This window comes from Nonlabens sp. Asnod2-A12 (assembly GCF_045063745.1).
Taxonomy (GTDB): Bacteria; Bacteroidota; Bacteroidia; order Flavobacteriales; family Flavobacteriaceae; genus Nonlabens; species Nonlabens xylanidelens.
In genome coordinates this window covers 2,473,277-2,486,189 of sequence record NZ_JBEFOB010000003.1, presented here as the reverse complement: position 1 = coordinate 2,486,189, position 12,913 = coordinate 2,473,277, and the positions used below count along the sequence as shown (strand labels likewise).

General features: G+C 34.7%; 10 protein-coding genes. 7 read left to right on the top strand and 3 right to left on the bottom strand.

Features of this window, described 5'->3' with window-relative positions; genetic code table 11:
* The first annotated feature begins 1 nt into the window (after window position 1).
* Window positions 2-652, top strand: a complete 651-nt coding sequence (locus ACJJVJ_RS11380; RefSeq protein ID WP_405370370.1) for a hypothetical protein — start codon at window positions 2-4, stop codon at window positions 650-652.
* Between the two features lie 4 nt (window positions 653-656).
* On the opposite strand, the gene ACJJVJ_RS11375 is transcribed toward ACJJVJ_RS11380, so the two are convergent.
* Together ACJJVJ_RS11375 and ACJJVJ_RS11370 are read right to left on the bottom strand one after the other, a co-directional pair.
* Window positions 657-1,319 carry a DUF2461 domain-containing protein gene (locus tag ACJJVJ_RS11375; protein WP_405370369.1) on the bottom strand — a complete coding sequence of 221 codons (663 nt, stop codon included), beginning with the start codon at window positions 1,317-1,319 and terminating at the stop codon, window positions 657-659.
* A 58-nt stretch (window positions 1,320-1,377) separates the two neighbouring features.
* The gene (locus ACJJVJ_RS11370) at window positions 1,378-2,148 is read right to left on the bottom strand and encodes a helix-turn-helix transcriptional regulator (RefSeq protein ID WP_104513996.1); all 771 of its coding nucleotides are present in this window, start codon (window positions 2,146-2,148) and stop codon (window positions 1,378-1,380) included.
* Window positions 2,149-2,279: 131 nt separating this feature from the next.
* Here ACJJVJ_RS11370 and ACJJVJ_RS11365 point away from each other — a divergent pair, with 131 nt between their 5' ends.
* The 6 genes from ACJJVJ_RS11365 (at window position 2,280) to ACJJVJ_RS11340 (ending at window position 10,098) form a co-directional block, all read left to right on the top strand.
* The gene (locus ACJJVJ_RS11365; protein ID WP_104513997.1) at window positions 2,280-3,107 is read left to right on the top strand and encodes an SOS response-associated peptidase; all 828 of its coding nucleotides are present in this window, start codon (window positions 2,280-2,282) and stop codon (window positions 3,105-3,107) included.
* Between the two features lie 13 nt (window positions 3,108-3,120).
* A complete protein-coding gene (locus ACJJVJ_RS11360; protein ID WP_104514704.1) occupies window positions 3,121-3,405 on the top strand; it encodes a hypothetical protein in 285 nt (94 codons plus the stop codon).
* 138 nt (window positions 3,406-3,543) lie between these two features.
* Complete coding sequence (gene dinB / locus ACJJVJ_RS11355) at window positions 3,544-4,761, top strand: DNA polymerase IV (RefSeq protein WP_104513998.1); 1,218 nt, start codon at window positions 3,544-3,546, stop codon at window positions 4,759-4,761.
* 28 nt (window positions 4,762-4,789) lie between these two features.
* Complete coding sequence (locus ACJJVJ_RS11350) at window positions 4,790-7,912, top strand: DNA polymerase III subunit alpha (protein WP_405370367.1); 3,123 nt, start codon at window positions 4,790-4,792, stop codon at window positions 7,910-7,912.
* A 123-nt stretch (window positions 7,913-8,035) separates the two neighbouring features.
* Window positions 8,036-9,298: a putative DNA modification/repair radical SAM protein gene (locus ACJJVJ_RS11345; RefSeq protein ID WP_405371251.1), complete on the top strand. Its 1,263-nt coding sequence runs from the start codon at window positions 8,036-8,038 to the stop codon at window positions 9,296-9,298.
* Window positions 9,295-10,098, top strand: a complete 804-nt coding sequence (locus ACJJVJ_RS11340) for a TIGR03915 family putative DNA repair protein (RefSeq protein ID WP_405370366.1) — start codon at window positions 9,295-9,297, stop codon at window positions 10,096-10,098. Before ACJJVJ_RS11345 ends, ACJJVJ_RS11340 begins: the two co-directional genes overlap by 4 nt.
* 73 nt (window positions 10,099-10,171) lie before the next feature.
* Here ACJJVJ_RS11340 and ACJJVJ_RS11335 read toward each other — a convergent pair whose 3' ends face one another.
* Window positions 10,172-12,907 carry an AsmA-like C-terminal region-containing protein gene (locus tag ACJJVJ_RS11335; protein ID WP_405370365.1) on the bottom strand — a complete coding sequence of 912 codons (2,736 nt, stop codon included), beginning with the start codon at window positions 12,905-12,907 and terminating at the stop codon, window positions 10,172-10,174.
* Window positions 12,908-12,913: the final 6 nt, after the last annotated feature.

Below are 12,913 nucleotides of genomic sequence, written 5' to 3'. Positions count from 1 at the left end.
TATGAAACGTATATTATTTGGCTTATTAATCTTAATTATTTTTGTTAGCTGTGAAAACACTAATTCAAACCAAGAACAAATTTCTGATCAATTTAAAATTGAGTTTTTAAATGAAATTTTATCTGACACCATTCACATTAAAATTCTAAACTCTAAAAGTGAATTGATTTCAAATTTTAGCTCATGTTTTATGGCTCCACCTGTATCGTTAGACTATTCAACTATTAGAGCAATTACAGGTTCAAAATTTCAATATACTGATGCTTATTCTAAAGAAAATAGAGATTTAAGTGAATTGGAATTGATATCAAATAGTTTAGTAGAATCTGACACCTCTTTTATTCAAAAACAAAGAAAAAGTGTCTCAAATGTTAATCTTAATCAATTATCAAATTATGGTTTTAGAATTCTTGATGTAAAAGGAATGTCTAAAGCAAAATTTTCATATAATGACATTTTACAAGTTGCAGATAGTTTAAATCAAAAAACTGGTAACTACAGTTTTTTAAAATATACCATTCCTATTTTTAATAAGGAAAAAAATCTTGCATATATAAGGTTACAGAAAAGTAGTTCTGGTGAAGTAATTGTTTTAGAAAAAATTGATAATCGCTGGAAAAAGAAACTACAACTTTATAAATGGGTAGAATAATAATCTACACCGATACCGCTTCACTCAAATAAGCTCTAAAAGGTTTCATTTCTTTGTACAGTTCTATATACAAGTCTGTAAAACCTGGAGATAATATTTGCTCTCTAGTTAATGGATATTCTACGGCAAAAGTCTTTTTGCGCAATAAATCAATATGCTCATGATCTTTAGGAAAACCCTTTGGTGCTGTTTTTAAAGAATTCCCATCGTCATATAAATCACCATAAATCTTTTTAAAAGAAGGCTTTTCAATAATTGCTATTAATTCTTCTCCGTTATAATCTATGGCTTCTCTGATAGATATGAGCACTTTGGCTTCTGGCTTATAAAAACCACCAGCTATAAAAGATTGCTCTAGTCCTACTTGTAGATAAAAATCGTTTTGTTTTTCATGATAAGAAAGGTCCAGTCCTGCTCCAAAATGATCTTTATAAATAGGTTTGTTAGGCTGAAACATCAAGTTATTATTGATGCGGTTGATAGATCTTTTAACATCAGTATCTGTATAATCTGGATCGATTTCTACTAGACGCTCTTGCATTTCTGTAAGCCAGTCTATAAACCATAAACGCACCGTTTGGTATTCTTTGCGGTTCACTTCCATCCACTCTTTATTGTTATTGACTTGCAATCGTTCTAGAAAGTCATAAAGATGCTCAAAACCCATATCATGTCACTTAAATAATTAGAATATCCGCTTTCGCGAAAGCGGAACAAACAACCTATTACTTCCCTTTTTTAATGCTCTGTATTTCTTCACGCAAACTATCCAGACCTTGTTTTAAGGAAATCATAGCCTCTTCTCCTTCATGCACATCGAGGTCAAAGCTGAGCTTAGAATTTACTTCCCAAAGTTCTTTAATCTCTACTACTGGTTGCTCAATAACTGGATATTCTCTATTTAAAGAAATCAAATTTACCGCTTCTGGAGATTCTGATTTGCGTAGTTTCTTCACAAGAACGCTATCTGCTGTAATAATTACATGAATGCGATTATCATTTGCCATGCGCACGCTTTCTACCGCTTTACCCATGACCCATTCATGAGGCTGTAAAACAGGTAACATACTATCCCCTTTTACTTGAAAGGCACGATAACTTCCTTCTCTATACTGTGGCAAGGGTATATTAAAGGCAGGCAAATCGTTATACCAGTCTGTATCTTGTACATTGCTTGCATATCCAGCACTTGCTTTTATAGGTACCATGATCATGTTTTCACGATCGTTAGTGTCCATAGTAATAATTTTGGGTGCTGTACTCGTGCTAGTTTCTAGATACTTATTATAACTATTACCATATAACCACAAAGGATTTACATTAAACTGTCGTAACAACTCCGTCACGATCTTACCTGTAATTTTCTTTTTACCACGTTCAATATCTGCTGTTGTGCTACCTGCATCTAGCAAGTCTGCAAACTCACTTTGTGTCTTTCCTAGGTCTTCACGAACTTGTTTAAACCTTTTTGCTTCTGTTGAAATCTCTTGTGCCATAGAACAAATATAGGGTATTTAGGAATATTTCCAATTTTAACAGTGGAATTATTCCATAATATTGGAATTATTCCATATATTTGAATCGTTAATAGGAATTATTCTAGGAATATTTCCAAAATACTACAATTATGTGTGGAAGAGCAACGATAATTACACCAGCAGCAGATTTAGAAAAGCGTTTTAACGCTGCTTTTATAAAAGGTGCTGTACTTAATGAAAATGTGAACATAAGCGCAGGTAATAAAATACCTGTAATTACAAACGAGCAACCCAACCACATACAGATGTTTACCTTAGGATATACTCCTAAATGGGCACATAAACAGACGTATATGATTAATGCGCGTAGTGAAGGCGATTTGAATCCAGAGAATAATCCTCAGTATAAAGGAGCGATGGGTATTTTTAATAAACCTATGTTTAAACATGCTGTAAAATCACAACGTTGTCTTGTTCTAGTAGATGCTTTTATAGAAGGACCAAAACAGGAGAAACTTAACAAACCTTATCTAGTTTACCCTAATCGTGATAGAGGCCCATTTGCTCTAGCAGGTATATATGATACATGGCAACATCCATTAACAGGAGAATTGCACCATACAGTAGCTATATTAACAAGTGCTGCAAATAGAATTACACAAAGAATAGAACACCATAGAGCACCAGTTATATTAAGTAGAGAAGATGAAGAAAAATGGCTTAATCCAGATATGTCAGTTGCAGAGCTTTCTAGAATGATGGAGCCTTTTGATTCTAAAGGATTTAATGCTTATCCTATATCTTCAAAAATAAAAAGTCCTGATGCAAACGGACTTGAATTATTAAAACCTACAGGAGATAAACTTTTCAAAGATTACGATCGCTGTTTATATGAACGTCTTAAATATGCCGAAGAAGATGATTATGTTATAAGAGAAGAACGTCTAGTAGAAGGAGACCAATTTGTTTTATTTTAAAATGATTACCGACATGAATATTGAACTTATTAAAACAGAGTTAGCCCAAAGAGTAGAACAACTCGTAATCACAAGAAAGACAGGAAAAAAAGCTACTATGAAAGTAGTTCATAAAGTAAAAACCTGGTCTGATAAAGTTGCTGAAACCGAAGATCTTATCCATAAGGTATATCATACATTACATGAAGTACTACAACAAAATGGCATTCATTTTAAAAACGAAATTGAAAAAGAGACTTTTGTGAATTTTATGGAGCCTACCGTAAATGATCTAGTTATTAAAAACATGATCGATTAATTAAGTAGCAACGCATAAATAATAAACTGATTAACATACACCTCACAAGAAAAATCTTGTGAGGTTTTTTGACCCCTTGTTTTAAAAAATATAAGCACGATCAAAAAACCTATTCCTAACACAAAGGGATAACACCTTATGAGCGATAAACAAATCATGCATTTAGATCTGGATACTTTTTACGTTTCGGTAGAGAGAAAAATGGATTCACGACTAGAAAACCGACCATTACTAGTAGGTGGCACGAGTGATCGTGGTGTGGTAGCCGCATGCAGTTATGAGACTAGAGGTTATGGAGTGCATAGTGGTATGTCTATGAAACTTGCTAGACAACTATGTCCAGAAGCAGTAGTTATAAGAGGTAATGCAGGTACTTACTCAAAACACTCTGATGAAGTGACAGAAATTATCAAACAAGAAACTCCATTATTTGAAAAATCGAGCATTGACGAGTTCTATGCAGATCTCTCCGGAATGGATCGTTTTTATGGATGTTATAAACTAGCTACAGAATTGCGTAAGAAAGTAATAAAAGAAACAGGATTACCTATCTCCTTTGGGTTATCTACTAATAAAGTCGTTTCTAAAATAGCAACCGGCGAGGCAAAACCCAATAATCAATTAATGATTAATCATGGAGAAGAAAAAGGTTTCATGGCACCACTATCTGTAAAGAAAATACCACAAGTAGGTGATAAAACTTATCAAACATTGAGACATCTAGGTGTAAAACGCATACACACTATTCAAGAAATGCCAGAAGAGATGTTAACTAATGTACTGGGTAAAAACGGCAGCATGATATGGCGTCGTGCACAAGGTCTAGATAACCGACCTGTTGTTGCTTTTAACGAGCGTAAATCTATAAGTACAGAGCGCACATTTGATAGAGATACCATAGATGTGAAAAAACTTAATTCTATCCTTATTGCTATGACAGAAAATCTGGCTTTCCAACTTAGACGTGGTGATAAATTAACTGGTTGTATAAATGTGAAGATTAAATATTCGGACTTTAATACTTATACAAAACAAATGCGCATTCCTTATTGCAGTGCAGACCATATACTTATACCGCACATATTAGAACTCTTTGAAAAGCTTTACAACCGTAGACTCTTAATACGATTAATAGGAATTAGATTTTCACATATCGTAAATGGGCATTACCAAATCAACCTCTTTGATGATAATGAAACTGCAATAAACTTGTATACGGCTCTAGATAAAATAAGAGAAAAATATGGCGATAGAACTGTCATGAGAGCCGCCGGCATGGAAGCAAAAACCATAGGCAGAATGTTAAACCCTTTTAATGGACTACCGCCAGTTGTTCTTGCCCATCGCAAACAATAGTATTAATTCTAATTGAAAAAAGCATCATTTGTACCTTAACAATCACACATATTATTCACTACGGTACGGCACATTTAATGAAGAAAACCTCATTGAACTTGCCTTAGAAAACGGCGTGAAAAAAATTGTGCTTACCGATATTAATAACACCAGTGCTTGCCTTAATTTCATCAGGTTATGTGCAAAACATAAACTAGAGGGAATAGTAGGGATAGATTTTAGAAATGATCACCAACCACTATACGTAGGTATAGCACGCAACAATGAAGGGTTTCAAGAATTAAATGAATTCCTATCTCACCATCTAGAAAATAAAACACCTTTTCCTGAACTAGCTCCAGCATTTAAAAATGCTTTTATTATCTACCCTTTTAACAAGGTGATAGAAATCAATGTATTTCGCTTTCGCGAAAGCGAATACATAGGAATCTCCATCGCCGCATTACGCAAACTGCCATTTACCAAATATGTGAAAATGAAGGATAAACTGGTCGTAATGCAAACAGTTAGTTTTAGAAACAAAAGAGATTTTAATGCCCATAGATTGCTGCGTTGTATAGATTTAAATATTTTATTGAGTCAGCTACCAACATCGCAACAAGGTGATTTTGAAAATCAAATGATCCCTATACAGGAGATCAAAAAGACATTTGAAGACTATCCGTTTATTATTGAAAACACGACACTGTTATTAGATCAATGTCGTATTAGTTTTGATTTTGAAAATGCACAACTTAATGGAAATCAGCATATTTATTCTACTAGTAAACAAGCTGACTATAAGAAATTAAAACAACTGGCCTATAACGGAATTGAAAACAGGTACGGCGATAAAGAAGATAAAAGCGATGTAATTGAACGCATAGAAAAGGAAATAGGAATCGTAAAAAAGAAAGGCTTTGTCGCTTATTTTTTAATCAACTGGCGTATTTGTGAATATGCACGTAGCAAAGGTTATTTTTATGTAGGACGTGGTAGTGGAGCTAATAGTATTCTTGCTTATTTGCTACAAATAACTGAGGTAGACCCTATAGAATTAGACCTGTATTTTGAACGTTTTATCAATGATTATAGAACGAGTCCACCAGATTTTGACATTGATTTTTCTTGGGATGATCGAGAAGATATAACCAGATTTATTTTTGACGAATTTAAAAATGTCTCTTTACTAGCGACATACAACACCTTTCAATACCGAGCGGTTATTAGAGAACTAGGTAAAGTTTTTGGTCTACCACGAGCAGATATTGATATGCTTACTACAGGTAATTTTAAACCAGAGCGTCTAGATCAAATGCATGAGCTGGTCCTTAAGTACAGTCATTTAATAAAAGGCATGCCTAACTATACCAGCATACATGCCGGTGGTATTCTTATTACTGAAAAACCTGTTCATTATTACAGTGCGACTAGTTTACCGCCTAAGGGTTACCGCACCGTACAATTTGACATGCACATTGCAGAGGATGCTGGAATACACAAATTTGATATTCTCGCGCAACGTGGTCTAGGTAAAATACGTGACACGATAGAAATAGTAAAGTACAATCAGCCAGATGCGCAAATTGCAAACGTACATACCGACGTAAAAAAATTCATGAAAGATCCTGAGATCAACAACATGATCTCGCAAGCAAAATGTATAGGTTGCTTTTATATAGAATCACCAGCTATGAGAATGCTATTGAGCAAACTAGCAACTAATGATTATATAGGACTAGTTGCAGCCAGTTCTGTGATACGACCTGGTGTTGCTCAAAGTGGTATGATGCGTGAGTTTATTTTACGCACGAGATATCCAGAAAAACGTAAAGAAGCGCACCCCATCATGCAGGGAATCATGCCTGAAACTTATGGGATAATGGTTTATCAAGAAGATGTTATTAAAGTCGCGCATTATTATGCAAAACTAGACCTAGCGGAAGCTGATGTACTGCGTCGTGGAATGAGCGGTAAATACAGGTCACGAGAAGAGTTTCAAAAAGTAGAGAATAAGTATTTTAAAAACTGTCTTGATCTAGGGCATGATCCTGTACAGACTAAAGAAATATGGAATCAGATCAAGAGTTTTGCTGGATACGCTTTCGCGAAAGGTCACTCTGCATCCTACGCTGTAGAAAGTTATCAAAGCCTTTATTTAAAACGTTATTTCCCGCTAGAATACATGGTAGCAACATTAAATAATGGTGGTGGATTTTACAGCCCAGAACTTTATGTACATGAAGCTAGAATGTGCGGTGCGGTTATAGAAGCACCATGTATTAACCATAGCAACATAGCAAATATTATTAAAGGTAAAAGTATCTATCTAGGTTACAGCTATCTTAAAGAACTAGAAAAGAAAACGATGATACGTCTTATAGAGGCGCGTCATTTAGATGGCTTATTTGTTTCTCTAGAAGATTTTATAAATCGTGTTCTCATAAGTATAGAGCAGCTATCTATTTTAATACGTATCGATGCTTTTAGATTTACCGGTATGGATCGATATGAGTTGTTATGGCAGGCGCATTATAAACTAGATAAATCACCTCAAAAATATATTCAGAATAAATTATTTGTTCCTGAACATAGAGCAGCTACCATACCGCAATTACACACCACTAGATTAGAACTAGCTTATGAACAGATTGAACTATTGGGTTTTCCCTTGTGCTCTCATTTTGAATTATTAGTAGAAGAACCTATAAATAATTATGGTCTAGAAGACATGAAAAGCCACCATAACAAAATGATACTCATTTATGGTTATGTAGTTAACATTAAAACGACTCATACAGCAAAGGGCAAACGCATGCAGTTTGGTACATTTTTAGACTGTAACGGTAGGTTTTTTGATACGGTTATGTTTCCGCCGGTGGCTGCAAAAATCACCTTTCGCGGAAGCGGTATTTATAAAATATATGGTAAGGTCGTAGAAGAATTTGACTTCTATTCTATCGAAGTCCATGATATGCAAAAAGCAGACTACATTCAAGATCCACGATATGCAGAAGAAAACCCACAGACCATACAACGACTAGATAAACAATCTAGTCTACGTGACCGAAGAATGGGAAATAGCAATGGCTACCGCAAACAGGAATTACCACAAGAGAAAATGGAGATTCATCAACCTGGTGGGTCTAGAAAATCGAGAAAGTCTGGATAACAAACAAGATGTCAATCTGAGCTTGTCGAAGATGGTGTTAAAATAAGATCGAGAAAGTTATAAGCAGATTCCACTTCAAGTGCGGAATGACAAAAAAAACATCCACCTGTGTGGACAATTAATATGAACTACGAGAGAATAAAAGAGAAACTAGAAATACTAGCCGACGCTGCAAAATATGACGTAAGCTGCAGCAGTAGTGGTAGTAAACGACAAAATAAGAACAAAGGATTAGGTGATTCTAGCGGTATGGGAATATGTCATACTTATACAGAAGATGGCCGCTGTGTATCGTTACTTAAAATTTTACTGACTAATGTATGCATTTTTGATTGCGCTTATTGTGTGACTAGAAAGTCTAATGATATAAAACGTGCTGCTTTTACTGTACAAGAAGTTGTTGACCTGACCATTAATTTTTACCGCCGCAACTATATAGAAGGATTGTTCTTGAGCTCTGGTATTTTTAAAAGTCCAGATGCCACTATGGAAAGACTCATACGTGTAGCTAAGAAACTAAGGGAAGAAGAAAACTTTAATGGCTACATACATTTAAAATCTATTCCTGGTGCTAGTGATGAGTTAATGCAAGAAGCAGGATTGTATGCAGACAGATTATCTGTAAACATTGAAATCCCAACTAAGGCTGGATTAAAATTACTCGCACCAGACAAAGACCACAAGGATTTTATCAAACCGATGAAGGCGGTTCAAAATTCTATTCAAATCTATAAATCAGAAAAGAAACTTATTAAAAGCACTCCTATTTATGCGCCTGCCGGTCAGAGCACACAAATGATAGTAGGTGCTACCGGAGAGAGTGATCGAGATATCATGTATAGCGCAAATTTTTTCTATGATAAATTCAAGATGAAACGTGTCTATTACTCTGGTTATATACCTGTGGCAAATGATTCTAGACTACCTGCCATAGGTACCGAAGTCCCTATGATGCGAGAGAACAGACTTTATCAAACGGACTGGCTACTACGCTTTTATGGTTTTAATGTAAAAGAGATTTTAAACGACACACATCAAAATCTAGATATGGATATAGACCCTAAATTATCGTGGGCATTGCGCAACCTAGATCAGTTTCCTGTAGATATTAATAAGGCAGATAAAAGAATGCTGGCGCGTGTACCAGGTATAGGAATGCGATCTGTAGGGAAGATTTTAAGTGCGAGACGTTTCAGGAAATTAAACTGGGAACATTTAAAAGCAATAGGTATCTCTATGAATAGATCTAAGTATTTTATGACCTGTGACTCTCGTGAGTTTGAATCTAGGGATCTAACTAGTGCAAAGATTAAGAATTTAATCATGCTAGATTCTAGCAGCAAGTACCACAAGAACTTCAGTAATCAATTAAACTTATTCTCATGACCACAACCTTATTATATGATGGTAGTTTAAATGGTTTAATGACTGCCATTTTTACGATTTATGATCGTAAGATAAAACTACCTATTATAGCCTTAGATTCTCGAACACAGAACGACCTTTTTGAAGGAACAGAACTGGTAATTACAGACCCTGATAAAGCACAACGTGTATGGAATCGGTTTAAATCTTTATGTAATTCTCGTGATTCTCATCAAGTGTACTGTGCTTTTTTAAGTGAAATTATAGGTATAGAAAATACTATTTATGAGTACTTAAAAATGACTTTTATCGATCAAAAAGCGCCTAGTGGTGATTATGCAAACACGACTGTTCTTAAACTATCACAGGCTGCAAAAATGGTAGGTCGTGAAAAGCACCGCATGGAGGCCTTTGTACGTTTTCACCTTATCGATGAAGAAACTTATTATGCTAATATAGAACCAGATTTTAATGTTTTACCCCTTATAATGAAGCATTTTAAAAATCGCTATGCCGACCAGAAATGGATCATATATGACCTAAAACGCAATTACGGAATTAGTTATGATCTTAAAACCGTTCAAGAAGTGCAAATTGATTTTAATAAAGCGCGAGGGCAACGTGGTATTTTAAACACGACTGTCTCTGGAAAAGATGATGAAATGACTGTAAAAGGTAGCTTTCGCGAAAGCGAGAACAACTACAAAGATCTCTGGAATCAATATTTTAAGAGTACCAATATAGAGTCTAGAAAAAATTTAAAACTACACCTACAACATGTTCCAAAACGATACTGGAAGTATTTAAGTGAGAAAGTATAATTATATTAAAAAGAAGATTCCCCAAGAATAGAATTAACTCTATTCTTGGGGAATCTAAGTATTTGTACAGAATCTACTTGGTCTTAGTAGTGTCTGTTTCTGTTTTCTTTTTACCGAACAAGTTCTTAATTAAACCACCAGCGGCCTCTTTTACTTTGTCTTCAGTACTAGTAGAAACTGGCTTAGTTGTTCCGGTAGAATCTTTAGGCGTAGTGACTTTAGTAGAGTCGCTAGCCTTAGTACCGTTACCATTTATTAAATCTTTAATACCGGTTAAAGGATTGTTACCACTTATAATATCGTTCACAGCGTTATTAACCGCATCTTCTCCTTTGTCTTTTAGTTTTGCCTTTTGAATTTCTATAATCTGATTAGTTAAGTTTTTAACTGCAAGGTCTAGATTCAAATCAATTTTAGGACTTAAAAAAGATCCAGAAAACTTAACCGGAATAGGCACATTTATCTTTTCTACATCTTCAGCTTGTAATTTAGAAAGTAGGCTCGCTCCTTCTTTACCTAAATACTTTGCTGGTACATCTAGCGCTAGTGTGTAATCCATCTCGTTAGTAAGGCTGTGTTTACCACTAGCCGTTGCTTTAATACCTTTAATATTAAAATCAAATGGTGACACTTGTACAGCACCATCTTTAAAATTTAATTTTGTAGTAATATCAGATATATCAAATTTATCTAAATCAATAAAACTTATTTTATCGTCTAGTTTACCCAACAACGGATTGTTAGCCGCGTTGATATCCTTAGTTAATAATTGTGCAAATGCATCTCCAGCAAGTGTACTTAATATAGGTGACAACTCATTATCTAAAGATCCAGATAGGGTTATATCGGTATTGATTTTACCTTGTAACGATTTTAGAATAGGCACAAAAGACTTGAACATATCAAAGCCTTCAAAAGATTTTGCAATATCTAGATCTGTCATATCTAGCGCCATATTAAATACAGGTGTATCTCCCTTTGTACTTACCGAACCGTTTACACCTATATTACCATCAAAAATATCGGTCTTTACATTATTAAGGGTTAGTGTCTCGTCACGCACTAATGCTATACCACTAACATTCTTTAATTCTAATCCATCGTACAAAACACGATTTGCCTGAAAGTCTAAATTTGCATCTAGAAAAGCTGGTATTTTAATAGCCTCTGTTGTAGTGGATGATGTAGAAGTCTGCGTTTTATCGGTTGCTTTTTTTGCTGGTGTTACCTCTGTAGCAGTCATAAAGTCTGACGCGTCAAGTGTGTTAGATCGTACATTAAATGTTCCTTTAAGATCTTGATCTTGTAACAAAAACCCTACTAGGTTATTAATCGTACCACTAGCTTTTAGATCTGTATTACCTGTTTGCGCGTCAAAGTCTTCTAGTTTAATTCTAGAAGTAGTCATATCTATATTTGCCTTATTAATAATAAGAGGCTTAGTCATAGCGTCACCTTCATATTTAAATTCTGTTAGGCTAGCAGTTCCTTTTGTATTGATACGCTCATAACGTTCTTTCTCAATGCTTTCCATGTCAAACTTTGCTACCATATCCAGCGCCAGTTTACCATCTAGTTTCATACCATCTGGAAGAGGAAATGCTTGTGCAAGGTTTTGAAAATCTAGATTACCTTTTGCATTAACATCTACATTCATATTAGTCGTTAGATTTTTGATCATCGCACTACCACTTACTCTATCACTACCTATATTAAATGAAGTTTGCGCTACATTAAAATAAGTATCATCTACATTACCTGTATCATTTTTAAGCTGTGCATCTATATTTATATTAGTTACCGTTTTAGGTAAATCTGGATATTTAAAAGAAGCATTATTAGAACTGATCTTAATATCCATTTTAGGAATACGTGTATCATCCACCTCACCTTTTATGATACCATTTACTGTAAAATCTCCAGTAGTGGTTATTCCATCTAGGTTTTTACGATACGTTTCAGGAATTACTGCAAAGAAGTTTTTAAAGTCAGAAGATGGTGTGTCAAAACTTAAATCCACCATAGTATAAGTCTCTTCTAGCTCTACAAAACCATTCAGTTTTAATTCTAGATCATTGATAAATGCTTTGTTTTCTTGAAAAGTATACTTTTGATTTTCTAGATCCATAAGAATCTCTGCATCTAGTTTTACCTGCTGGCCAGATAAATAATCAATGCCATCCATGGTATAGAAAACAAGTGCTTCTGTATAGGTGTCTAATGTACTCTGTCCCAAAGAAAAATCTCCATTACCAGAATGATTCATTTGAGACATCGCAAACTTCATTTGCGTGCTCTTATCTTCATAAGTAAGTTCTGTATCTGTAAACTCGTAATGTTTCAGGTCAAAAGAGAATCCAGTACTTTCTTCTGTTGTTTCAGATTCCGTAGTGACTACAGCAGTGTCTTCCTTTGCAATATCCCAACTGGAATTACCTTCTTCATCTACCGTAAGACGACTTACTGCACCATTAACTATCAACTCATTAACATGAATAGGCTCGCTAGCGTCATTAAATAAATCACCTATAGGCAAGTCTAGTTTCACCTCTCTACCATAGAATAAAGTATCTCCAGCAAATGGTGCTTTATTGATAATAGAAACGCCTTCTATGTTTAATCGTGCATCTGGAAAAGCGCTAAAAAGGCTCAAATCTACCTCAGCAAAATCAATTTGAGCATCCATAGATGCATTGAGTTTATCTTTAATAATTTGGGCTATTTGATCCTTAAAGAAAAATGGCGCTGCAATGATCAAAACGATAACTGCTAGCAACGTAACTCCTAATATTTTAAATAACTTTTTCATGATTTC